The sequence below is a fragment of the Diplocloster modestus genome (genome assembly GCF_019042245.1).
Lineage (GTDB): Bacteria > Bacillota > Clostridia > Lachnospirales > Lachnospiraceae > Diplocloster > Diplocloster modestus.
Genome location: NZ_JAHQCX010000026.1, coordinates 34084 through 59560, shown reverse-complemented (window position 1 = coordinate 59560; position 25477 = coordinate 34084). Strand labels below are relative to the sequence as shown.

Annotated in this window: 23 protein-coding genes; 2 read left to right on the top strand and 21 right to left on the bottom strand. The window is 44.6% G+C overall.

Translation table 11 applies throughout. The annotated features are described in order from the left end of the window. Positions 1-5: 5 nt before the first annotated feature. From KTH90_RS23530 to KTH90_RS23480, 11 genes are all read right to left on the bottom strand, one after another. Entirely contained in the window at positions 6-1007 is a 1002-nt protein-coding gene (locus KTH90_RS23530; protein WP_158355363.1) for a glycoside hydrolase family 25 protein, read from the bottom strand. 23 nt (positions 1008-1030) lie between these two features. After that, entirely contained in the window at positions 1031-1228 is a 198-nt protein-coding gene (locus KTH90_RS23525) for a hypothetical protein (protein WP_238727542.1), read from the bottom strand. A 264-nt stretch (positions 1229-1492) separates the two neighbouring features. Then, a complete protein-coding gene (locus KTH90_RS23520; RefSeq protein ID WP_158355366.1) occupies positions 1493-3442 on the bottom strand; it encodes a peptidase G2 autoproteolytic cleavage domain-containing protein in 1950 nt (649 codons plus the stop codon). A gap of 221 nt (positions 3443-3663) precedes the next feature. Then, positions 3664-3807, bottom strand: coding sequence for a hypothetical protein (locus KTH90_RS23515; protein ID WP_238727541.1), 144 nt, complete (start codon positions 3805-3807; stop codon positions 3664-3666). Then, on the bottom strand, positions 3808-4062 hold the full coding sequence (locus KTH90_RS23510; RefSeq protein ID WP_158355368.1) for a hypothetical protein: 255 nt from the start codon (positions 4060-4062) through the stop codon (positions 3808-3810). It lies immediately after the preceding gene. After that, on the bottom strand, positions 4059-4427 hold the full coding sequence (locus KTH90_RS23505) for a hypothetical protein (RefSeq protein ID WP_158355370.1): 369 nt from the start codon (positions 4425-4427) through the stop codon (positions 4059-4061). The genes KTH90_RS23510 and KTH90_RS23505 overlap by 4 nt, the downstream gene beginning before the upstream one ends. 105 nt (positions 4428-4532) lie before the next feature. Continuing rightward, entirely contained in the window at positions 4533-5333 is an 801-nt protein-coding gene (locus KTH90_RS23500) for a hypothetical protein (protein WP_158355371.1), read from the bottom strand. Beyond that, positions 5333-7468 (bottom strand): hypothetical protein, encoded by a 2136-nt coding sequence (locus KTH90_RS23495; protein ID WP_158355373.1) that lies wholly within the window; start codon positions 7466-7468, stop codon positions 5333-5335. Before KTH90_RS23495 ends, KTH90_RS23500 begins: the two co-directional genes overlap by 1 nt. A gap of 1 nt (position 7469) precedes the next feature. Then, a complete protein-coding gene (locus tag KTH90_RS23490; RefSeq protein ID WP_158355375.1) occupies positions 7470-10565 on the bottom strand; it encodes a phage tail protein in 3096 nt (1031 codons plus the stop codon). Continuing rightward, complete coding sequence (locus KTH90_RS23485; protein WP_158355377.1) at positions 10565-11356, bottom strand: phage tail domain-containing protein; 792 nt, start codon at positions 11354-11356, stop codon at positions 10565-10567. The genes KTH90_RS23490 and KTH90_RS23485 overlap by 1 nt, the downstream gene beginning before the upstream one ends. 370 nt (positions 11357-11726) lie before the next feature. Then, entirely contained in the window at positions 11727-15737 is a 4011-nt protein-coding gene (locus KTH90_RS23480; RefSeq protein ID WP_158355379.1) for a coiled-coil domain-containing protein, read from the bottom strand. Between the two features lie 19 nt (positions 15738-15756). On the opposite strand from KTH90_RS23480, the gene KTH90_RS23475 reads away from it, so the two are divergent. Both KTH90_RS23475 and KTH90_RS23470 read left to right on the top strand, forming a co-directional pair. Beyond that, positions 15757-15915 (top strand): hypothetical protein, encoded by a 159-nt coding sequence (locus KTH90_RS23475; RefSeq protein WP_238727540.1) that lies wholly within the window; start codon positions 15757-15759, stop codon positions 15913-15915. Beyond that, positions 15899-16405 carry a hypothetical protein gene (locus tag KTH90_RS23470; protein ID WP_158355381.1) on the top strand — a complete coding sequence of 169 codons (507 nt, stop codon included), beginning with the start codon at positions 15899-15901 and terminating at the stop codon, positions 16403-16405. The genes KTH90_RS23475 and KTH90_RS23470 overlap by 17 nt, the downstream gene beginning before the upstream one ends. A 368-nt stretch (positions 16406-16773) precedes the next feature. Here the strand turns inward: KTH90_RS23470 and KTH90_RS23465 are convergent, their stop codons facing one another. From KTH90_RS23465 to KTH90_RS23420, 10 genes are all read right to left on the bottom strand, one after another. After that, entirely contained in the window at positions 16774-17199 is a 426-nt protein-coding gene (locus KTH90_RS23465; protein WP_158355383.1) for a hypothetical protein, read from the bottom strand. A 99-nt stretch (positions 17200-17298) separates the two neighbouring features. Continuing rightward, positions 17299-17922 (bottom strand): hypothetical protein, encoded by a 624-nt coding sequence (locus KTH90_RS23460; RefSeq protein WP_158355385.1) that lies wholly within the window; start codon positions 17920-17922, stop codon positions 17299-17301. A gap of 156 nt (positions 17923-18078) precedes the next feature. Further along, entirely contained in the window at positions 18079-18267 is a 189-nt protein-coding gene (locus KTH90_RS23455; protein ID WP_158355387.1) for a hypothetical protein, read from the bottom strand. A 325-nt stretch (positions 18268-18592) separates the two neighbouring features. Further along, a complete protein-coding gene (locus tag KTH90_RS23450; RefSeq protein WP_158355389.1) occupies positions 18593-18856 on the bottom strand; it encodes a hypothetical protein in 264 nt (87 codons plus the stop codon). Positions 18857-19083: 227 nt separating this feature from the next. Next, a complete protein-coding gene (locus KTH90_RS23445) occupies positions 19084-19887 on the bottom strand; it encodes a hypothetical protein (protein WP_158355391.1) in 804 nt (267 codons plus the stop codon). 108 nt (positions 19888-19995) lie between these two features. Beyond that, on the bottom strand, positions 19996-20757 hold the full coding sequence (locus tag KTH90_RS23440; protein WP_158355392.1) for a hypothetical protein: 762 nt from the start codon (positions 20755-20757) through the stop codon (positions 19996-19998). A 5-nt stretch (positions 20758-20762) separates the two neighbouring features. Further along, the gene (locus tag KTH90_RS23435) at positions 20763-21245 is read right to left on the bottom strand and encodes a hypothetical protein (protein WP_158355394.1); all 483 of its coding nucleotides are present in this window, start codon (positions 21243-21245) and stop codon (positions 20763-20765) included. A 14-nt stretch (positions 21246-21259) separates the two neighbouring features. Beyond that, positions 21260-21508 (bottom strand): phage holin, encoded by a 249-nt coding sequence (locus tag KTH90_RS23430; protein WP_158355396.1) that lies wholly within the window; start codon positions 21506-21508, stop codon positions 21260-21262. A 655-nt stretch (positions 21509-22163) separates the two neighbouring features. Beyond that, positions 22164-22769, bottom strand: coding sequence for a hypothetical protein (locus KTH90_RS23425; protein ID WP_158355398.1), 606 nt, complete (start codon positions 22767-22769; stop codon positions 22164-22166). 188 nt (positions 22770-22957) lie between these two features. Continuing rightward, positions 22958-25471: an RNA dependent RNA polymerase gene (locus tag KTH90_RS23420; protein WP_158355400.1), complete on the bottom strand. Its 2514-nt coding sequence runs from the start codon at positions 25469-25471 to the stop codon at positions 22958-22960. Positions 25472-25477: the final 6 nt, after the last annotated feature.

The following is a 25477-nucleotide window of genomic DNA, read 5'->3' as shown; positions in this document are numbered from 1 at the left end:
GACGCTTAGTTATATAAGACAGCGGTTAGTGAGTTATAACCTGCAATATAATCTTTGGATAAATTTAATTTGTCCTGTATGGCTCCGGTATTGGTATGCGTTTCTTTCCCAAAATATCCGTCTACTTTGATGGAGGTGCCCAGGATCTCATTGGAACGGGTCTGCCAGTATTTTACAAGCTCACCTTTTGAGCCGACCGATATTTTCAGTCCTGATTTTTTAGCTTTTAAGGCGATCTTTTTTCGCACATAACGGGTTTTTGGCCCGTCCAGGCCGTCTTCAACCAGAGGCTGCCCGTTCATATCCCGGTAACCGTCTGCGTTGGCCGCCTTTTGGAATAGGAGAACGTGGAGATCGCAGGCAGGGCTCTGTGGAGTGGAAGGACCGTTTTCCTCTGGTGCTGCTGCATTTTCAAAATCCATGTAGAATTCATTGACATCAACTTTGCCGCTGATACCGGGAACTTTTCCGGATGAAGTTTTCTGCCAGATGGCACAGGAAAATTTTTCCGAATCGCTTAATGTGGAGGTGTATCTGGCATACCACAGATAAGCATCGATCCTGTCGAGATCGAAATAATTTATCAGATAGTCTCTATTGGAATACAGGACAGGGATATAGCCGGCAGAAGCAACCTCCTCGCAGAAAACACGGGCCATTTCCGTAGCCAGGGCACGGTCGATATTTACACCTTTGGTACGTGCATACTGAACGGAGTCGTATTCCAGATCGTAAGCGATGAGGCATTTGGTTTTGTATTGGCGGACCGACTCTATGGCGCAGCGTGCTTCCTGGCGGGCCATGTCCTCGTTCAGCGCATAACTGAACCAGTAGATGCCAAAGGGGATGTCCAGGTTCAAGCAGGTACTGGCATAGCGTTCGAAAGCCTGGTCTATGTTGTTTTTGCCGTATCCGGCCCGCAGGATTACGTATCGGTAACCGGCGTCTTTTACACCGGAGAAATTGACAGATCCATTGTGGTAACTTAAATCGATTCCATTATACATAGGGATACTCCTTCTTATTTAATTTATTGATTGGCAGCGGGAGGGGGGGATCCTTTTTCGGTCTGCATGGCCAGAAGCTCGTCTTTTAATTTGGTAGCCACGTCGTTTCCATCCAGCTTGTGGTAGGGTTGGTACAGTCTGCGGATGCTTTCCTTGGCGTATATGGGACAGTAGCCTTTCTCTTTGTAGTGGTTGTAGGACTGGATAATATTTTCACGCAAGAGTGCCTGTATGCCTTCTGCGATCGCATCATTTTTTTCTTTCTGCTCTTTGATGGAGCGGCTGATCCGGTGGTAGCCGAACAGTGCGAGAGTGGCTGCCGCACCGAAGAGCCATTCGACGATGTGGGATGTGAAATAGGTGATTATCGCTTCAATGAGGTATCACTTCCTTTCTGTGTGAATAAGAGTTTTGCAGGCAATACTCACTGCTGGGAAAGGCCAGCATAAAAAATATCAGCCTGACTGGCCGATGGAGGGGCGTATTTAGCGAAATAATATTTTGATGATGTTATCGCTCAGGCGTTCCAGGACGCGATAGGTGTCCGGGCTTTTGGATAAGGCTTTGGCGGCGATCCCTCCAACAGTGCATTTGCAGTAACCGTCCTGCTCGCAGGTGCCGTCGTCATATACGGACAGCTGGCCGAGCATACCTACATAATCCCATTCAGGACGGTCTTTTCGTTCTATGTAGGTCTGAGCGGGATCATAATCTGGGACCTGGATGGGGCGGGATCCACGGATCACTGCTCCGGTGGATTCCGTGATGATACTGCCGGAATCATCAAGCAGGGGATATCCGTCTGCATCCAATTTTTCTGTTGTGACAGGAGTTTCTACTTCTTCATACTGGATTCGGTTGAAGATGTCACGCTGCCATCTGCCCAACCAGTCTTCGTCGCCGGAGCCGACTACGGAAGGAAAGCCGGATGTCACTCCGGCGATGTAATCTGATTCGCCGGCGTATTTTAATTTCTTGTTTTCTATGGTTACAAAGTGGCCGACACGGTCTTCGGCGCTGGGGTTGCCGTCCTGCCATTCGTAGATGAATTCGGCGTAATCGGCGCCGGAGGTGTTGAAGGTGCCTAACCCGTAGGCGGTACCGGTGAAGCTTACACGGAAAGCGTTCGCCAGGTTAGAGGAGCTGGTGCCTTTTCCTATTACGAAAGCATCGCCGGTTGTGTTATCCACAGCGCCACCAGTCACCAGGGCTTTGTTATATTTTCCGAATACGGTTGAGGCTGTATTGGCTGCGGTTGTATAGTTTCCGGCGGCATGCGAATACACACCGGAAGCTGTGGTGTAAGAACCCTCCGCATGAGAACCAAGACCGGAAGCAACTGTGTAGATACCTTCCGCATGAGATCCGCTATTTAGTGCTTTTGTATGATTCCCTTCCGCATGAGAACTAGAGCCTTGAGCATAGGTCTGTTGGCCTTCTGCATGTGAAAAAGCACCATCAGACGCAGGTCCGTTAATCGTTACGGAAGATGAGGTTACATCGGTAGTTTCCCAACTTGTACCACTGTAGCCGCCCTCCGAATGAGAATAATTTCCTTTTGCGGATGTACGTCCCCCTTCCGCATGGGAAGATGTTCCTATTGCTATTGTGTTTGAACCCTCTGCATGCGAATAGGTTCCCGTGGATTTTGTATCGTACCCTTCTGCATGTGATCCATATCCTGCTGAAATAGTATTCGTTCCTTCAGAGTGAGAATAATTTCCTGCTGCAATTGTCTGTATACCTTCCGAATGTGAGGTGATTCCAGATGCTATAGTCTGATTCCCTTCCGCATGAGATCCGGCAGCAAAAGCGACGCTTTCAATTCCCTCCGAATGAGAGGTTACCGGACCTTGAACCGTGGGAATATATAATATATAGTCAGATGCCGATGAGCTTAAATAGTTATGGTTACCTACACAAACATCGATGGTAGAATTAGTTGAACCATAACTGGCACTTAGTATATGTTCTCTATATAACGCATTATTTTGAAGAAAGTATACAAATACGATTGCATCTTTTCTTATATAATTTATAAATGAAGTTGAGTCTGTAATTCCAAAATGATTGAGGGATGTATTTGATATTGTAAAAGTTTTAACCGTTAAATTAGTTACTACGCTACCAGGCCTTATCACGATGCAGCCGCATGAAGATAATCTTCCTTCTGTATGAGAAGTTTGTCCATTTGAAACAGTCAGATAACCTTCTGCATGTGAAAATTCACTAAGAGCCATATTCTTTTTCGTATCTACGTAAGCATTAAAAATTTCGCCGACACCTTGTGAGTCGGTCTGGCCTATGCCAACTCCATCTTTTCCTTTCGGTCCAACAGGGCCGATATCACCGATATCACCTTTGGGACCTTGAGGCCCGGCGGCACCGACGTCACCTTTTGGACCAGTAAAGTTACCAACAAAAATTTTTGACATAAAATGTCCTCCTGATTTGAAGTGTTTATGGCCTATTCTGTATTAAAATTTATAGTAGAAATAACAGATTTTTAGGTATGTTACCTGTAAATTTGTTACCTTTGAATCGAGCATTCCTAACGGAAAATAGAATTACCCGATTCTACAGCAGAGCAGGCGGAAGGGTGGTCCTTCGCCTGCTGCAAAAATTTTTACGGACATAAAGCTTCCCATAATGCATTTTATAATCGTGCGAGAATTTCTTCTTTTTCCGAAGCTGTTAATTTCGCATATTCCTGAATAATGTCCGCCGCGGTTCTGCCTTCGCGTTCCATACGGACTTTGATCGCATTTACAAATATATTTAATTTCCATTGCGGCATCATTTACACCCCCAGTAATTCGGCCATAGCCAGTGTCAGATCGTCGATCTGTGTTTTCAGTTCATCCATGGTGACCATCCCTTTGTGAATCACTGGAGTGTGCGGCGTCGTGGTAACATCCATACTCTCCACATAGTCACCGGGATCCAGCTGTAGTTCCATATACTGCAGACCGTCCGGGGTACCGAGGCCTGAACCCTGGTACCATACTTTACCGGTATTGTCGTAAATAACAACGACAGAGTTTATTTGAGTCATATTGATTTCCTCCCTTGATTAAATTCTTCGTAATCGTATTTATCATAAAGCCTTTCTTTGTTAAGATGATTGTAAATATTAACTGATTTTACATAGAGATCCCTTGGCGGGACTCCTCCGGCGGCGATAAACAAAAGTTTTCCTTCTTCGATGAGACACTGTATGCCATATTTTGGAATATCCGGTATACTGCGGGGATCGAAGGTAACATCGACAGCGCTGACTCCTTCCAGAAATACTTCGCTGTACATGATAAATATATTGTTTTCCCAGGCATGGGCAGGAATGATAAATGATGGAAAGCGGATAGATACATCCCGGACCGATGTCTCACGGTCCGGGAGATAATTGGGATTTTGATGCAAACCTAATTCGCTCCTCTCTGTTTCTTTTTTCGCTTCGAAAGTTATCCATAGTGACCATTTCTATATGGATCGCCGCAGTGTCTATGCCAGATCGGCTGCCAGGTGTCAGGCACTGCAGGTGACGGCATAGTTACCGGAACCGCTGTGGCCGTCTCCGCCGAAGCCGGGTATGTCCGGTCCGTCGGAATATCGGGCTACGCCGCCGTTTAACCAGCAGTGGTCATTTTGCTTTGTGAGCCATGAGATGTTAGGATCGTATGGATCCAGGGATACGGTGTACCACCAATCGGCTAATTGAGCCCGGCCAAACAGAAGCGTAGGGTTAAACCCGGGTCTAACCTGAAGATAACTGTTATTAATGATAAAGCCTGTTCCGGACCAATAGTACCTTACCCCTGCGGTACCGGTGATTTTCGCACCATTTACCCAAGCGGTATATCCGGAACGGATATGCCCGGCTGAGGCGGTGGCAGAGGTCTGGCTGGCCAGACTGTTGGCAGTGATTTTACCGCTGCCGGCGTGATAACCGGCAGGAACGGTATAGGTGCCGCCGCAGTTCAGGGAGCTGGATACATTACCTCTGTTCGGCATCGTACCTGTTATTTTACTGCCGCCGGCCCAGGCAGTTTTTCCTGTTAGTATGTGGGAGGCACCGGCAGTGGCGGAAGTCTGGCTGGCCAGGCTGTTGGCTGTGATCTTGCCGCTTCCGTTGTGGTAACCTGCCGGGATGGTATAGCTGCCTCCGCAGTTTAAGGAGGAGGTGACACTGCCCCGGTTGGTCATGGTGCCGGTTCGGATGTCTGAATTGGTACCGGCGTAAAAGGTACTGCCGGACAGCACCTGGGTTTCTGTGGCGTTGGCCTGTGAGGGATCGATCCCTCCTTCTAGATTAAATCGTACTGGCATTAGGGATTCACCACCTTTATCACATCGATTGTTAATTGGGCCAATGGGGTTCTCTGGGCAGTGAGCACCAGCCGGCCGTCAAAGGTTTCACCGGTGATTTTCGATTTGGCTGCTTCTGCCAGAGAGTCATTGGAAAAGTAGACATCACAGATACTGGTTGCCTTGATCAGAGAGTTTGTGATGGTATAAGTATTGCTGGACCAGAGTTTAATTGGCAGTTGTATGGATGTAATAGTTTTTATCGTATTTTTCAACTCGTTAACAGCGGCTACCATATTTGTTTTTGCAGTGGTCTGTAAGGACGACAGGGTACCGATTTTATTGTCTACGGCATTTAACTGGGGCGTTTTGACAACGTCGGCTCCGGTTACGAGATCTTGTGCAGCCTGAGCGGCTTCATTGGCCTGGGTAATGGCGGCGGCCGTGTCTGTCTGCCGCTTTGTTTCTGCAGTCTGTCGGGCGGTCTCCGCGGTTTTTCTGGTATTTTCCGCTGACACACGGGTGGATTCGGCACTTGCCCGGCCTTGTTCCGCAGTGACCCGGCTGGTTTCCTGGGAAACACGGGTGTTTTCTGCGCTTACACGGGCAGATTCTGCATTTTTTCGGGCTGATTCCTGACTGGATCTGGTGGATTCTGCCTGAGCTCTGGCGGTTTCGGCTTTGGCCCGGTCAGATTCTACAGAACTGCGGTTGGTTTCAGCGGTTACCCGGGAGGATTCTGCAGATTTCCGGTTGTTTTCCGCAGTTACTCTGGCAGATTCCGCGGTCCCCCGGGATGTCTCAGCGGTTACTCTGGAAGTTTCCGCTTTTACACGGTTCTGTTCTGCGGTTATTCTGTCGGTTTCCTGAGCAGTTCTGGTATCTTCTGCTGCAGCGCGTGAAGTTTCGGCATTCTGTCTGTCTGTTTCCTGGCTGATCCTGATATCTTCGGCCTGACTCCTTTTGGTTTCCGCTGTGTCTCGGGCGGATTCCGCAGATTTGCGTTTGCTTTCCTCTGATATTCTGGAGGTTTCCGCGGTTTTGCGGATGTCTTCTGCGGATACTCTGGTGGATTCCTGGGAGGCTCTAGTAGTTTCCGCGGTGGCTCTGGCTTTTTCGGCGTTAACTCTGGAAGTTTCTGCTTTTACACGGTTCTGTTCTGCGGTAACTCTGCCAGTCTCCTGGGACTTTCGGGTGTTTTCTGCTGCATCGCGTGAAGATTCAGCGTTCTGTCTGGCGGTTTCCTGACTGCCCCGGGTATCTTCTGCCTGGTTTCTTTTCGTTTCTGCTGCATCACGGGCAGATTCCGCAGTCTTACGTTTGTTTTCCTCCGCAACTCTGCCAGATTCCGCAGTTTTACGGCTGTCTTCAGCGGATACTCTGGCGGATTCCTGGGAGGTTCTTGTGGCTTCAGCTGTGGATCTGGCTTTTTCGGCGTTGCTCCTGGAAGTTTCTGCAGTTTTCCTGGAATTTTCCGCCTGGATTCTGGCATTCTCAGCGTTCTTACGGATTTCTTCATTGGAACTGCGGATGGATTCCGCGTCATCTCTGGAAGTTTCCGCGGATATTCTCGCGTTTTCGTGAAGAACGCGCTGTTCCTCTGCGCCGGTTACTTTATCATTTAACTGGCGGCAGTCCTCCGTGGCTTGTATGCAGTCGTTAGAAATCTGCCGGAACTCCTGGTTGAGGATGGAGAAGTCATTGACGACTTTGTCTGCCCGGCCGAGAGCTACCAGAAGATCGCTGAATTCATCGGAGCTTATGATATGGGCTTCGTCGATCATGCCGCCGGAGATTTTGATTTTGAAAAGGGCGGATTTTAATATAGTGATTTCCTGGGTGGCTTCACCGGCTTCGTTGAATTGGGTATCTGTATAAAAGGAAATCTTGCAGACGCAGATGCCTTCGGTGGTGCACATCTGCTCGGTGAAAGGGATGACCACTTTGTTGCCTGCGATCTCTACATTTTTGGTTACGGTTTTGCGGTCCGGTTTGTCGTACTGGATCTTTGCTTTCACGCCTTCGGGGATGGGATAGGGTGCTCCGTGAAGGCGGGGTTCTACCAGGAGAACGCGGCTTCCGCGCTCTCCCTGCTGAAATTCTGCAAAGATTCGGTCTTCGTACCGGCCGATGTCAACTTTAATTAATTCTTGCAAGTTATTTCACCTCCTGGTTCGTGGGTGGGGTTTTTGTGGGTTGAGTAATGGTTTGGGGGGCAGTGAGTTGATTGATCTTTTCTTCGAGGGCGGATACTTTGGCGGCCAGTTCTTTGACGCCGCCCCAGAGGACGCCGATGGAGGAATACATGTTGATCCGTTGGCCATCTTTGCTTAGAATCTTGTTACTGGTTTTGTAACCGTCGCCGATTACAAATCCGTAGGTCGTGTAGTCTACTCCACGGGCCAGTGAACTGTTGTAATTATAGGAATACACATCGGTGTTCAGCACATCATCCAACAGATTATCTGGAATAAAAAAGTTAGATTTCAGTTCGGCTCCGGATCTTTTTTCCGGACCATCCGTAGTGTAGATAGTTCCGTTACCGTTGTCCAGTACGGATACAAATTGGGAATGAACCTGCGTTTCTTCTTTGCCGTTTTTCACTACCAGAGAATTCGTACTAACTTTTGTCACTATATCTTTGTTAATATCACCAGAACGATAGATATGGAACCCGCCGCCAAACATATCTGTGCGGTATGATTGGTCTGAATTGTATATAATACATTTTGCTGCGGTTTCCGTATTACCGTTGATAATAGCATCTTGGGTATAAAATTGCCCATTATGGCCGATTCTGGTCAATGCATCAGTTCCATCCGGATTATGGCCTCCGGCGGCAAAGGCATATTTCGACGGGTTAGAACTGATAAATACGTCGTTACTGCTGATGCTGTCACTGGTGATCTTCCAGCCGCCGATCGTACCGCCGGTCGCAGTGAGATTCCCGGATATAGTGGCCCCCGTAGCCGTTAATTTCCCATCGGTTGTGATCTCTGAGGATATGGTGCCTGAACTGTTGATGATTTTCAGATGGCCGCCGATGATATTCGGAGAGTGAAGCTCTGTGGCGCTGATATAGGTGCTTTTGAGGTAATCGGGAACTTTGGGTAACTCATCCTTCGTGGCCATATTTTCCGGTTTATTTACCTCATCCCAAGTGATCGTCCCGCCCAGGATTGTTATTTTTTTGGCAGTTACAGCGCCGTCTGTACTAACTGTAAAGTTATTTCCATTGCTGATTTCATTTCCGACCAGATGCGATGCTCCGACATAACCGGATAATACAGCGTCAGCTAACAGACCGTAAAACTTCTGTCCTTCAATTTCAAACTGGCCCAGACCGGTTTTAGCAGTAGCCATATTGTCATCGGAATATAATAGCTTATTACCGGTTAACACAGCTTCACAGGTACTGTAACTTCCGTCCTCTTCGAGCATACGAAGATGGATGCCGGTTTCATCAATGGTGATATCGTTTCGGTTAGATGCGGAGTGGATGGAGGTGACGGCCGTATCGAGTCCGTCTTTGATCATATGATCAATTTCCGTAATTTTATCGGCAGATTTCTGCCAGTAGGATTTCCAGTCAGCTACGGTTTTTCCGGAAGTCACAGCCTGCTCCAATAAGTCGGAATGGTTATCAAACTCACTTTTGCTTCTTGCAGCATTGCCGAATTCACAGGTAAATTCGGATGGATTGTCAAAAGAGATCGTGTATTGCAGAAGTCTCACCAGGAAAGAATAATTTTCCCGCAGCGTTACATGAATGTAGTTTCCCACTTCAAACCGGCCAGCCAGAGGTTCGAATTCTTTCAGAGCGAAAATATTGCTTATATCCATGGAAAATGTCAGCTGAGGCCTGGATATTTTTGAAAGATATTTTTTGCCATATGCCAACAGCTCTTTTCTGGTCTTATCTTCTTCGGCAGGAGATTCGTTATCGGTTACGACAAAGTTCGAATCCTGCCAGGTATCTTCTCTGATAAAACGGGTTATTTTCTTTTGCTGCTCAGGGGTTAAGATGTTTTTCCAGTGGACGGCGGCGGCAATCTCGTTCATTTGTTTTAAAAGTTGTTGGATCGCTTCGTTGACGGCATCAATCTCTATATTGCGATTTTTGAGTGCCTCTTTTGCTGCATTTAACTTGTCGAACTCATCTTTATATTTTTTATAATTTTTATTTTGGGGATCAGACCAGCCCAGATCACGTTTATTTGAATTCGTGATTTCTAAACTTTTGATCGCGGTTAACAGTGCTTCGCGGCCATATTTTGTCCAGTCCCCTTCTTTGGCATCAGGAGCCGGTGCGCGGTTGATCAGCTCGTAGACCTCCAGATATTTCGTGTCCACCTGAGTGGCCAGATTCCTGTATTCCTCTGTTCTGGAATTGAATTTATCCAAATATACATTCCAGGCATCGTAAAGCTCCTGCCCCATCCACTCGGGAGTGTGATAGTAGGAGAGGTCCAGGACACTGTCCTGGCCCATATTCAGGTTCCGCACGTCCAGGTCATCGGCTCCGAGAATGGTAAGAGAGGTCACGATATCGTCCGCGTTGTAATTGACAGAGACTGTATTTGCCAGATTCTCATAGGATATGTAGATGCTGGTATCTTCTCCTATATTGTCTTCGGCATAGACCTCAATCGTGTTCGTAATAGTATTAAATACAAAAACACAACCAAAGGTATCTGCCACGTCCTTTGTCAGAAAACTGTATACATCCTGTTCCTCGATTTCAAAGGAGCGTTTGTGTTCTCTGATACTTGAATCTACGTTGCCTATATTCCATTGAGGAAATTTTTCAAGACACAGGTGCAGCAGAGACTTGGAATGATCGATATTCCAAAGCTCCACCCCGTCGATATCTTCTCCGTTGTATAGGTTGATATAAAAGGATTTCAGCTTTTTTTTAGTCAGTTCATATTGCAGACTGTAGGCTGTACATTCCTTATGTTCCGAGACCGCATCTTTTTCGATGGAAGGTTCCTGAATCTCAAAATAACCGAAATTTTCAATATAGATCAAACGGAGAGCCTCTATTTTTTCATACAAGGGTGTCAGGATTTTAGTACCGTAAATATCGGTATATTCTCTGGGTACCTGGAAGGTGATTTCGTCGATATCGTTGAACTTCCTGGTCAGATTAATGCCGGTGGCGGGCAGCGCTCCAAGGATTTCCTTATCCACTTCACACAGATATAGTGCAGGGGGATCGGGCATGTCATATAAATGGAAAGGATATGGCATTACAGGTCACCGCCTTTCAGAAGATAACGATAGCGGAACTCCAGAGAGCTGTTTCCGTTGACTCTGATCTCATTGATTCCGCGTTTCAGACGGATCCAGCCGAGATTAAAGTCTGCCCCCAGATTTTTATAACGGCTGTTGATCAGGATGATCTGATTCTGATTATCTACTGTGATCGTATCGCTGGAGAGGATATGATCCAACTGAAACGTATCGTTGGCAGTCAGGTTCTCGATCTTCAAAGTAGGGAATGAGGGGGCCATTTGTGCGGTTATGAGCGGCCGGATGGGTGTCTCCTCATCGGAGTCGTTATAAAGGGTGAATGTGTAATCGGGTTTATCGATCATAAAGCTTTTAGTGATCTCATCGGAAAAGCCGAAGGACGAATTACAGGTAAATACGATACTCAGGCCGATGATTTTTCCATATTGTTTTCTTTTGTAGATCTCTGTGGCCCGGCAGCAGTAATGAACATCATCGTACTCCGGATGAAGAATCTGAAGCCAGCAGGGATGCTGACGGCCGGTGAGCCAGGCTGCGATTTCCCGAATCTGAAAATAACTGAAATAGGAACCGTCTTTGTGGATTACGGTGATTCGGAAGGATAAGGGATTCGAATACTGGATACCGTAATCCTGCTTAAAGGGTAGCGGGCTTTCGGATACCAGAGGCTCGACATTTAGACCCATATCCACTTCATCGTCGGTTTCGTCGCCAATGCTGGCGAGTAATAATTGGTAGCGGTCTGAGCTGATTCCGTCGTATATAAAGCTTGTTCCATAGACGGGCATAGCAACACCTCCTAAATTTTTCTTTGCTTTGATGGTTATAATTTATTGATTGTGTGGTTGGCTGGAACAGTGGACATGTCCGCTTGGATTAGTTTGGGACATGTTGAGTGGTGTTGATAGGGGACATGTTGATGGGGGACATGTACAAACAGTTCGAGGCTGCTGAAAAAGTCCCTTCTCCAGCAGCCGCTTTCGATATGGACATGTCCCGGATTATGTGGACATGTCCCGGATTATGTGTCCAGGATTATGGATTCCCGGATAAAGGTTAATATGATTGGATTTTGGTGTGGATGGCTGATTAACAGGTTTTAATTTAAATTTTAATTTATTGGTTAATGTTAATTGTCTAATCGTATTTAGTTAATAGTTATGCTTTTCTTACACCTGATTTGTATAAAGATTGGTTCAGCTTTCCTACAGCTTTGAGGATAGAATGGTCTATCTGTTTTTGGATTTTCTGTATATTCTGGTTGTCTACGCTGCCCTGGATGTAGACCGGGCATTTGATGTCGATGTTGGTTGGCGAGTTGGACTGCTGCTGGAGATATGCTCCGGTTCCAGGGAGAGCGGGGGAGGCAATGGCGGATAGAAGAAGGGAGGGGGCAGCGGTGGAGAGACGGTAGAGGTTATCGGTCTGCTGCTTGGTGAATACTTGGTCGCCCTCGTTCATTAGATGGAAGGAGCCGGTTGAAGTTTTGGAGAAGATGGCTTCAGGGCCTTGCTCGTTGACCCAAGCTAGACCTGAGGAAGCGTGGCGGGTTCCTTTAGCGAGTTTTCGTATATATAGATTTTTATCATTATTGACCCATGCACTGGCTTCTTCGTATGATGAGAACTCTTTTACTAAATTACCAAAATAGTTTAAAACTTGATATTTTTGTTTACTTCCTTTATTTGAATTTGAGCCCTTTTCGTTTTCGCCTGATTTTTTTGGAGTTTCTTGTGAATTGGTCGAAGAATCCATGGACTTATAAGACTGATCAATCTGATTAAGCATATTCAGTATTTTATTTGCAGTTTCATCAGCTTTTTTGCCAAGTTCTTCAAAATCCGTTTTTAGATTCCCTAATTCAGTACTAAAATGACTCTTTTTTTCATCAAATGATGTTGTAAACGTTGCCAGAGCTCCCGTGCTTTCAATCCAAGGATTAACAATCGCACCAGACAGTTGTATGCCATATTCATCCCCCATTTGTGTTAGGGTATCATAAACAGCTGTGTGATTGTCCTGAACTGTTTGGAGACTGGTTTTGATAAGTTCTTCCTCGTTGGTAAGAGATTCTTGGAGAAGTGTAATTTTATTTTCCTGGTCCGCCTTGTAGTTTTCAAGTTCAGTATCTAGTGCAGCTTTTTGTTGGTCAATGGATTCGTCATAATAAATTTCATCCAGTTCCTTTTGTGTATCTGTCAGTTGGGCCTGTATTTTTTTCTTCTTAGCGGCAGCTTCCTGTGAATCATCGGTTGCAAGCCCATTTAACTGTCTTTGGAGCTTGTATATCTCATCCTGCTTTTCCGCCACAGAATTCTGAAAATCATGGCTTTCTTTCTCAATATCCAGAGCTTCTTTTTTCTTGTCGATAAGTTCTTCAGTAGCCTTTATTTCTTTTTCGATGCCTTTTTTGGCGGCGTCAACTCTGGCCTTATTTAAATCAATGATCCCTTCTTTTGCCTTTTCGGCAGCTTTGATAGATTCCCATTGCTTATCTGTTAAATCCTGTAGTTTTTCCTGATACTCGGTACTGGAATATTCTCCCCGCTTATAAGCATCCTCTAATTTTTTGATTTCGTCTGAATACTGCTGAGCTTCAAAAATGGCAAGCTCGTAGGCCTGCCCATAGAGAGCGAGGGTAGTAATCCCTTCTTTTGTCCATTCTCCTGTATCTTCTTCGACAAGATCCTTTTTAGATAGAATATCTTGTATATTACTAATTTCACTGTCCAAACCATCCAGCCGATCAATAAAATTGTCGAATTGCTTCCAATGAAGTTCGTTGATCTTATTCTGGAATTCCTCGACATTCAGAGTACATTTCATAATCTCGTCTTTGGTGTCTTCGACGGCTTGGGTCATCTTAAACCATTGTTCCGTACCGACATCAATCTTACCGGAGGAGACACTGTCATTCAGATAGGCTTCAAGATCGGAACGTTTTTGTGTTAATATCTGTATTTGTTTGTTTTGGGAATTGATTAGTTCATCGTAGAAAGCCTTTCCAACTTGATTGCCTTGGGATTCTAATAATTTAATGGAGTCTTTTATTTTATCGTCACGGTCGGTAAATAGGCTGAGGCGAAGATCGTGGCCTTTTTCTAATTCGTCGAATTTCTTGATTAATTCATCGAGAGCTTTTTTGGCTTCTTCAGCAGCATCTTTAACTGAATCTTTCGCACTATTTGCTGAATTGCGAATAGAATTTTCTGCATCCTTAGCATTCTCCTTGTAATTATTATTCCCAGAAGAACTTTTAGATTTTGGACTATAACCACTTTTATTAAACCCAAGATCTTCTACCGTAAGGAACTGATTTTTCGCACTTTCGTTTATAGTTTTACCAACATTTTTAATAGCAGTGCCAATAGCGGATAAAGAATCAGAACGTGCATCTACGGAGAGATTTAGTTCTCCATCTTTAAATGTAGGTTTAAAAGTTAAATCCACATGGAATTTAGAGATTTGTTCTCCTAAAACAGTAAACAAGTCACCAATCGATTTGGCCATGTTAGAGATGGCGATATTTGTATTTGCGACGATTATTTCAGCAGCAATAGCCTGATTTTCAACACTACCTGTCATACTTGAAGCTATTTCAGAAGTAGTAGTTCCAAGCTTTTCTTTTATCTTTTCAGCCATATCACCGTTAGTATTAACTACATGTGATAAAGCTTCGGCAATTACATTAATATTATCTTCGTATTCGGATGTACCTGTCAGAAATTCACCAGAAGAAAGTGCGGATAATGACTTTAAGCTGTCCTTAAAGGTATTTATCTGTGTTATAGCATTTGATAATTGCTCCTGATAATTATCAAGTTGATTAGAGGTAGAAGAGTCTAAAGCCTCTTGATTAGTTAACCATTGTTCATTATTATTTTGTAGAGAATCTGTTAGCGAATTTAAATTTTCAGCAATTGCTGAATATCCATCTAAATAGTCAGTGACATCAATAGTACCTGAATTAAAGTCATCAATTAATTTGGTTAGAAAGTTAGCAGATTCTTCAACGCTACCTAAAAATAATTGTTTGGTTAAATTATTTGCGTCTTCTACACTTGATGTGTATTTACTTAGGTCTATATTATCGAAGCAATCTTGTAAGGAATCAAAATACTGTTTATAAGTAAACTCTCCATCTTCAAATTTTGCTTTAATTTCATTTAACTGTTTACCTATATCAGTATTTTCTAAAAATGAAAATGATGATGCGGGTGCAGAATTACCATAAAATCTTGCAAAGGTTGGCAGGACTGATAGAGTGTCATTAATTGCGTCAGTAATCTCTTCCTGTGTTCCTAAGAATTTGCCACTTTCTGTTGCTGCATCAATAATTTTTTGTTTAAATTCATCAAATTTATCAAGTGATTCAGGGATATCATTAGAAAATATATATGGATAGATTAATTGTTGTGCCTGATTAGTATTTACTTCCTTATTAGCGTTCAAATACTTTTCATATTCTTGATTTAATATATTAATTCTGGATGTTAAATCAAGATACAAGTCTGAAGAAGTCAATTCTTCTATCTTGTCAATTGATGAATAGGCCTCATTTAGAGCAACTATCAAAGCTTCTAACGTCTCTATGTTTGATTTGATTCCTTCTGGTGTATTTGTTGGATTTTTAAGTTCGATGGAATCCATACCATTACCCAGATTTAAAAATGCGTTGTTTAACTGTTTTTTATTTATAATTTCTTCTAATTTCGTATATATATCATTAGGACTTTGCGCCGGTATATTTATACGTTCAATATGTGAATAATTTTTACCATTATCTGAAGTTGTTAATAAATCCTTTTTAGCTAAACCAGCATTAATATACAAATCTGATTCATTTAATTGTAATTTGCTTATTATTGCTTTTTGCGTTGCCTCTTCTAAGCTGCCGTATTTTTTTATTAGATTTTCAATTTGATTTTCCTCAAATCCCAATTGTCTCAAGTAATTATTTTGCAAATTTGACATGCTGATTTTTTGTTCATTATTATTTGACACTTCTTGTGCTAATTGACTATAATTAGTCATTAGATTTTGTATTTCTTCAGATTCGGCTTCTGATGATTGTGCAGCTAATTTGGCATTCTCTATTTGCATTTTTTTAAGTTCTTTTTGTCGCTCTATAGCACTTATTATTCCTGATATACCAAAGTCTATTGCCATAGATATTAAGGAAGATTTTATGGGAGATGAAATTCCTTGTATATTTCCGGTAATTTTGTTATTATATATCTTGCTAGTAATGATGTTGGGAATCATATATGGAAAGGTGAATACATATAAGTTAATAGCTACTAAATTAGAATATGTGAGTGGGGATAGCAATGAAAAAGCAGTATAAATTAAGATTAATTGTTTTATTCGTTATAATAATTTTGATTTGTATATCATTCCTTATATTTATATTTATAAAAAAGAAAGATAATGGAAACATAAATCAGCCTATAGAATATTACATTAAAGCTAATAATTCACGTAATCCGGAATGGTTTGAAAAATGTTTTAAGGATGATGAGTATACTTATACCCTACATGGTGCAGATGGAGTTGTAACAAAACATTATGAAAATATTAAGTATTCGACAAAAAAATTTAAAGAATTTATGGATAGAAATGATGAGCGTTATGGTAAAGATTGGGAGCTAAGTTATCGTATACTATCATGTGAGTGGTTTGAGGATTTAGGATATTATGAAGTATCGGTCGAGCTTTTATTTAAGGGTAACCTAAATTATGAAGTTGATGAAATCAGTTTTAATATAATTAATGATAAAAATCAATATTATTTTACCGAAGGTATGCGGAGCTTATTTATAGATATCATGGTATAGATTTGTCAAATTGCTATCTAATGTTTTTTGACTAAACACCCAACATGCACAAGCTTGAGGATAGCTGCAAGCTAATAGTTTTAACGAATTGTGCGATCCGTAGCTTTGAATACACATTTATGAATTTAAAATCCATATGGCCCTGATACTCGATGAGCCTAGTTCTCAAAAAGAACTGTCGACTGCGGATTGTCCAAGATAAGGAGTTTTTACTATACCTTCAGCTTTCGCTGTTGCCGATGTTATGTTACCATAACAAATTAGTATCCCTATCTTAACGGAGTTTCCCGTCCCTTAACTATTAAAGGGAGTATATGTTTTTGGACATATACCATTTTTGCCATTTAACTATGGAAGTCCTTATTATATTAGGAAATATAACTCGTACACATCACTGCTAAACTTCCCAGTGGCATATATAGAGGATAATGCGTTTTATTCCTACCACTGCTTTTGATTAAATTAATTATTGAATCTGTTATTCCGGTATTTAATTTGCTTGAAATGGAACCTATTATATTATTGGCGGTGTCTTTAAAGACATTTGATTTATTTAGAGAAGTATTTAATGAAGCTTTTATTTTATTTGTATCCACAGAAATCTTCTCAATCTTCAAATTCTTAGATATCTGAGCCGATAACTGATCCACCGTTTTCTTCAACGAACTCTTATCCAATGTATAACTCAGCTTCACCGGATTCCGATTCAAATAATTCTGTATTTCTTTCAGGTCACCCCGGACACCGGAAGGATCCAGCCCTACAGCAACCATATTTTCTGTATTTTCACTCATATATAATCACTCCTTTCGTCATTCTGGCACTCCTCCAATCGCTAGAATAACCTTTCACAATACCTGCATCCAGGCCTGACGTTCCAAGTCAAGCCCATTCTATGCCACCACACCTTTCCTCTCAATACCACCAATCATATCAGAATCCGCCCTGTCAACCCCGTTAGAAACCACTCTGGCGGAATCCAATCTGTCAATCCGCCCTGCACCACCAGCCTGCTGCATCCAGCTGAAATCCCCGGCCTTCGCCCGGTCCACCAGTGCCTCCATCAACTGACCGAACCCATCCTTCCCTTTCAAAGCCATCGATTTCCGATACTCGATCTTCTGGTCACACAGCTCCACCAGCCGCTGCAGGAATCCGATCGCATTCGTCTGCGTCCGAACCAGTTTCCCAACCGGGGAAAGGCTGCACCGGTACATTTCCTCAGCATCAAAATCTCCGAGCTTCACATCCGCAGAGAGACTCAACACATAATACAAAACCAGCAGATCCCGGATCTCCGGGTGATACCCGCCGTCTTCCGGCACAACGACTTCCGCCACCTTTTCAGATACAGCAGCGATCGTGGCAAAATCAAAAGGGCGGAATACGATTTTTACCAGTCCGTCCGAATTTTCCACAAGTTCCTGCGGCACAAATCCGGCGTGGTCCTCGTGATAGCAGAATACGGCATTATAGTCGGCTGCTTTGACAATTTTCTTCATTTCCGTTTTATTCATGAAAACTTCCTCCTAACGAATCATTACAATAAAAGTTAAATTACGAATCCTAAAAAAACAAACCTATCTTAAAAAGTATAAATTATGATTCCTTTAAGTTATATCCCCAAAAGGAACCAAAAGAAAACGAGAGCAGAAGAATATAAATAACTCTGCTTAATACAGTTCATGCCTGCACCAAAGCTCATAAGCCTCCTTCGTATCCTCCCTGTTAAATACAAACACGAGCGTATCCCTGGACCAAAACAGATCCACAAGCGGAATATTATGCTTAATATACATCCCCGCCTGTTTCGTATTCACGATCCGCACCGTATCCTCGATTTCATATTCCCTATGAAACATTTCCGAATATTCTTTAATGGCTGCTCACTCCTTACCAATTATTTTTACAATTTCCACACAATATTACAGAATCTTACACTTATCCGAACGAAAGGCAAAAGAAACGCCAGCCGAAAGCCTAAAATAAAACTCAATCGAAAGTCCGAATCTATCTAAAATCCGAACCAAATCCCCCGCAGTCTCGTAAAAAAATGAACTGTACGAAAGCGAATAGCGTTCCGTACAGTCCACATAGAAACAAAGGAAAAATCACTATTCAATATAGAGCGGTTGCCCATGAACTCATTTATGAAAATCGAATGTTCGTAACCGTGTGCATTCGAAATTATGAATGAAGAATCTCTTCGATTCTGGCCTGAATCTCCGGCAGGTAGATGTCAAGATCAGAAAGATCACATTCCGCTAGCGCATCCCGGGCCGCCTGGCGGTCCACAGAGCGGATTTCAAAGTCATGCAGAATCGAATTTTTGAAGTGGCTGACCGTATCCGTAACCGTCCGCCAGGGTTTGAACTGCCTGGTTTCCAGGCAGCTTTGGCAGACGTGGTATCCGGCGCCGCAGATCGCGCAGTGCGCATTTATATAATCCATATTTTCCTCCATGTGTGCTTTATCTGCACATACAGGTATGAGTGAACAACTTTTTGCTCAATCTTTCCCCTTGCGCACGTATTCACGCACATTCAGGTAAGGATGAAATTTGTTAGCCATTACCACCCATGATAAAATGCCCGATACAATTCATTTATTTGAGTACCGAAATTACATGGGTGCCGAAATACACACGACCGAACATTCCGGCACTCGGTCCATTATAATTAATCTCTGGACACCAGGATATCAAACAGCTTAGCGGAATCCGCGCAATACGGTTTCTTCAGAGAATAAGTGAACGGATGCTTTCCGTCAGACTTCAGAGACAGGCTGATCGCCGTGGGATCCAGCTGAGCTCTCGGGCAAACGATCATGCCGGCGTATACCAGATTCGCGTCACAGGGATCATGGAAGATGGCATGGATGAGCAGCTTCTGTACTTCCGGGATCTTATCGGTGGATTTGGTGATGGACACGGCGTTGTCGCTCTCGTAAGCATAATTTACGAAGACGCGTCCGGCAGTACCTTCAGGTAAAGTAATGGTTTTGGTAGCAGCGGCCAGCGTAAACTTGCCTGCACCGGCAGCAGCGGCTACTTCATAAGTTTCACCAAACGTGTTATTGTCGTTGATCACTTTGACATACTTGATTTCCGCGCCGGCAGCACCTACGGGCACATGCTTCAGAACTACGGTCGCGTCCGATCCGATGGTGACCGTCTCAGAAGCATACATTGTAATCTTGTTGTCTGCGGTAGCGACTACTTTCTCAGCACCGAACTGGCTGGCAGCCAGATCCAGGGAGAACAGGGAATTACTTCCGCTGAATTTACCCTGCTGTGCATTGTAGAATGTGTGAATCGGGGTACCCATGGCGTCTACCACGTCCAGGGCGGTGGCGGATGTCTCCAGAACCGGTTCCTCGATCTGTGTCAGTCTGCCGATTAATTCGTCTGTAGCGGGATTATAGGCTTCTACCGCTCTGATCCTTTCGAGAATTAACTCATTGGGGTTAAAATTGAATTCCATATTGAATTCCTCCTTGTTTTTTATTTGGATTACCGTTTGCGGCATCCGATTTATATAAACCGGCCGCGTCAGTCCCTGACTGCGGCCGGCTTATTTCTTTAAAAATCTCTATTCCAGATCCCCCATCCAATCCAGCTCCTTTTTATTGATTTCCTTAAGCGAAATCCCAAAACCGGAATAGCCGCTTTCTAACAAAAGCCCCGCATTTTTAATCTTAGCGATCCGCTTCACGCTGTCCATAAAGGCATAGATTTTCATATTCCATACCTGCTCCAGATTGTATTTGAATCCTTCGCTGTTGACCATGGCGGAGATCAGGTTCCTTAAGTGACTGTGGTATTCTCTATCTTTAAACCGGAGATACTCATCTCTGGCATCTTCGATCAGGATCTGTTTCGTGGTTTCATTGGCCGGTTTCTTCTCATCTTTGACAAGGCCGTGCATCTGACGCAGATAATCCGTCATTTTCCCATATAACGCAGCGTCTATGACAATATCCTCCGCGCTGTTATACATAACGACCTCCTTGCTTTCCCCATTCACAAACGGTTCAAATCTCTGCAGATCCAGATCCCCGAACAGGATCCCGGTCTGTTCCCGGCCATAGTATTTGGATAGAAAGCTGTAGAAGAGCTGGAACTCGTCGATCAATGTGTAATCGATCCCCATATCCCAGAGCTGCCATTTTAAATCGGCCGGGACACTGCAAAGAGTGATCACCATTTGATAATATTCTTTTTCCCCATACATACAAATTTCGTCCAGCGCAGGCTGATGGATGAGGATCTGTCCGGAGACCGGATAATCCGCCCCCCGGTAGAGCAAAAGTTCATCGACGGCTGCTTCTGGCGATACTTCTGATCGTTTCAATATCCTTACCCCCTGTCCTCACAATAACTGTTCAGACAGCTGGTTTCGAACAGCAGCTTGCGGTACAGACAGTTATTTTCCAACACACCTTCCATATCGGAAGTCAGTAAAAACGGGCCGAAGCTGCCCAGATCATTGCGGCCATGGAATTTCTGCGTCAGCAGGTCCGCCAGATAGTCATTCCGATTCCTGAATGCCGGCTCAGAGCCGGCAGGGGCTAAATGCTGTTCATGGGATATAATCTGCAGTTCCAGAGTCGGAACCAGCCATTTCTTATCCTCGCTGACTTTAGGTATGTGCAGCTGCACGGTCAGATAGGTAGCCGTCTTATCCCAGGCGGCCGGGTTTTTCTGGTGATCAAACAAAAACTGCCCATACGGATCAATGGCAGTCACGGTGTCTCCCAGTTCTTTTGCCACAGTGGGATCATTGCGGATCTCGTCGATTACGGCCTCCTTAAGCCTGGATAAATTCATACAATTTGACATTGGCGAATGCCTCCTTAATTTGGTTCTTCATAGGTAAGGGCGCGGCCGGAATCATTTACCCCCTTCGTGGTGGGATCAATGAGAATGCCGAGGCCTGCCAGCATGTTAACGAGCAGCGAGAGAAGAGACAGGATATCATTCTGCGCCACGGCCGGGGTGATCCCCAGGAGAGCCAGAACCTGATAAATAAAAGCCACGACGGCTGTGATAAATGCGATAACAAATGCTTTGTTTTTAAATCGTACTTTCCAGTTAATTTTCATATTTACCTCCAGCGGCGCACGATGCTGCGCCATAGATTCATTGATTATAGTACTGCTGGCCGCTTAACCTATGAGCCTGCCGGTAATCTTCCAGCAGTATACGGTTCTTTCTGTTCTCGATCATGTAGTATTTCTTGTATTTGTGCGTTTTGTTTGTCATTGGACAGAAGATGCCGTGGCTTCTAAGATAGAAGCATTCGGCCTGTGTAATCGGTATAATATGGCTTCACTCGCTTTCTAAATTGTATTTGTGTTCATGGTTGTAATTTGGAACATAATTCAGGTTTTCGGGTAAATGTAAGGATGAATTTGGGAACCGCCTTATCGGCCGCTGTTTGACGGGATGGTTGATAATATGGATTATTGGTGAGGAGATGTCGATCGCTGAGATACGGCTTCCGGCAACTCTTCGGTTTCCGGCATCCCGCTGCGTTTGTTCCGGTTGGTGATTGAGGCGCTGCGGATGCATTCCGAAGAGCTGCCGGAAGCCGTATCCCGCGCGTCTGCCAGGAGGCGGTTCCGTTAGTCAGAAGAAAGAACAGAAGTGTAATATTGATACGAACCACACGAAACGTATGTTCGATTATTGGCGCGCTGGAATCACACACCGGATGTACACATTTTGCCTGCACTTATTTCTAGTATTCATAAACAGTCAGGAAAACACTTCTTCATATAATTTACGGATATCATTTTGAACCAGCTCGTATTCCCCGCTGTTGTGCAGAGAAGCCTGTATGCGGTACTTCGTGTTCTGCGGGTTAGACCAGGTATAATTATTTTTTGGTTTTTCCAGTTCCTCCAGATATTCAAAATCGATCAGTTCCTGGATATACCGCCGTTTCAGCTGAGAGCGGTGCATGCCGATCCACGCCCCCAGGGACACGGAGGATATATGGAATTCCCGGTTTTTATTCCCATATGCTTTGGCATAGCACAGAAGTGCCAGAGCCACCAGCCTGGTTTTGGGGTTAGTAGTGATGCGGCTGATCGTATCCCGGTCCTTCTGATTGATTTTGACGGTTTTCTCTTTCAGCGGGAGAGGATTACTCATCACGTAGGTGATGATGGCATTCAGGTCATGTTTTATGTAAATGTGGTATTGACCGGCCCAGTCGAAGATGGTATTGCGGATATCCACATGCTTTAGCCCCTCCTCTTTGTAATAACGCGCGATGATCAGGCAGGTCCGGTACATGTTGTCCTCCTGAATATGTTTTCCCTGTAAATAGTCCAGTGCTTCCTGTTTTTCGTTTATCATGTTTTCCTCCAGTGGCGCATATACTGCGCCATAAATTCTACGGAAAAAGGTTCACGGAACCTTTTTCGCATGCTGCGCGGAAGTATAGGTGAACTTTTGTTCAACCTTATTCCTCCGTTTGATATGGATTGATCGTTCAAATTTGATATTTAGAACCAGATTGATGGCTAAATGTTGAACCTGGTTTATTAAACCGTGTTATGGTAAGAAGCCAGACGATACCGTTTGCCCAGATATTCATAATCGCCCTGCTCATCCTGCAGCGGAAATGCTGCCTCCTGCGTGCGGATATTTTGGAGAAGTCCGTCCGCGGCCACCCGCCAGATGAATTTTTTATTCTTGTTCGGATATTTTTCATAGCACAGCAGTACCGCGATATTGGCTAAAACCTTCGGATCCGGGCAGATATCCCGGCAGGCTTTCTGATATTTGTTATAGTAAAACTGCCAGTTTATCTGAAACTCATTCGCCTGCTCCCGTGTGAGCCAGCCCTCCAGCTCCTCTTTGTATTTGTCATACTGTTGGATCATAGACTGCTCTTTACCCAGTTCCTGCATTTCCCGGCAGAAGTCCAGATAAATTTGTTCCACAGCCGTAAATAACCCGGCAGGGATCGTGATATCCGGATCCAGCATAATCCTGTAGTCGAAGTTCTGGAAGGATTTCCCGAACCGGATGGTTTTGTCCCACTTTTCCAATTCCATACACAGCCGGTTCATATTGCTGTGGGAGCGGGAGAATTCTTTTAATTTGGCATAATAAGGTCCGGCATATTTCATAAAATAGGGCAGTGGCCTCCCGTATTTAGCAATATTTCTGGGGATCTGATAAAACACTCCGGTTTTGGCATAGTCGATCGCCTTTCCATTGATAATGCTCAGCAGATCGATGTAGGATTCGTAGACCTGCCTTTGTTCCTGGGTCTTTGGCATTTTGTTATGATAGGCGGTCGCGCAGTTGCTGGTTTCGCCGATCAGATTGTTCATGGTGCGCAGGATCATCTCTGCCCTGGCATCCGGTGTGTCGGCCTGCTCCATGGCGGTGACCTTGTCCTCCCGGTCCATTACGATGGGGATATCCGGATCCACGCCTTTTATCATCTGCGGTTCATCGATCACCAGCACCAGATCCCCGTCGAAGTCCGCGCCGTTCAGACGCTGGGGGGTAATGCTGAGACCGTTGATGATGCAGGTGTTGGCCAGATGGCCGCAGTATTTTTCCAGCACCTCATTGGTAACGGCGTTCAGGAGCACGTGCTCGGAACGGCAGATGTGAGGATTCCGCTCGATCAGCCGTTTTCCCAGATAATGGCCATGTATGTCAAAGGAATAGAACTCATCGCTCTTAAGCGCGCCCACTGGTTCCAGCCCGCCGATGTGTTCCATCAATAAAATGGGGTCGGCGGCCAGGAATTTAAATGTGGATTTCAGAAACAGCTTGCCGCATTTGAATTCGTCCCGGTACTTCCGAAGCAGAGTAGTCAGATAGTTTCGGACACCGTCCTCCTTCAGCATCTCCGGATTTTTCAGAACGGCTTTGCCGTAAGCGTTCAGGGTTTCAATCGGGGAATCGGCGAACAGACCGAGAAAGCAGCAGGCCGAAAAGGGATCTCCCTCAACAATGCGTTCCGCCCAGCAGATAGATTCCCGGGCCAGTAGGGCGAAATCCTGATAGGGAAGATGGAGGTCCTGCAGGATCTGGTAATTGGCCCGGGTATAGAGCGGCTCTTCCTCCACAGAGTAGTTCCATTTTGCGGCACCGATGCAGTGGTGGTATTTCCGGAATATTTCCCAATACCGTTCCCAGTCCGAATAATCTTGAGCCTGTTCAAAATAGTTTTTCCCTTTGTACATCGATTCGGTCATGAGGATCATAGGTTCCGACAAATCATGGGCTTTCCCCCAGATATCCACGATATGATCCACACCTCGTTCCCGGTAAAAGGTCTCATAGTCCATCTGATGGGTTACGCCTTTGATAAAAGGCGCTCTCCACAGGATCGTGGTGGGATCAGTCCGGCTGCCGGTGAGTTCTTTTACCATGGCAGTGATGGCCGGATGATGGATTCCGCTGCCGTCAAAGACATTGATGGGGATGTCCGTGGTGGTCTCTTCGATTTCCTTCTGGACCCAGTCCCGTTTGACTCCGTTTCGGTCCGTGAACTGGCTGTGATGATCCGCTGCGTAGCGGATATGCTGAGAGCGGATCACCCTCTTATAATCCGGGACGATGACGATCTTTGGAAACCAGCCCTCCAGGCAGTGACATGAACTCAAAGCCAGCCCCCGGTATGCATAATATTTGGACAGGACGGTCTGATCCATATGAAGATCCATTGTGATTCTCCGATTGATTTCCGTTTCAATGGAAGCATCGATAAAGCTTAAGATCGAAGTTCGGGTCATGGACGCGGAACGCTCACTCAGCAGATATTTGCGGCCGTTCAGCCACAGGCCGCCTCTGATTAGGAGTAAGAGTTCCTCCTCATAGGATTTACCGCCTTTGCAGTTCACGAATATCAGATAGGGCAGAAAGTCACGGCTGTCTCCGGTGACCAGACGGATCTGGCGGAATAACTGGTTGTCCTGCTGTTTGATGTGATAACGCTGTTCTTCCCGGGCAGAGAGCTGCAGGTGGAATTCATGATCAATTAATAATTTGAGCGGAAATTTCCGTACGATATAAGACTTGGGTGCATGCATGGATAG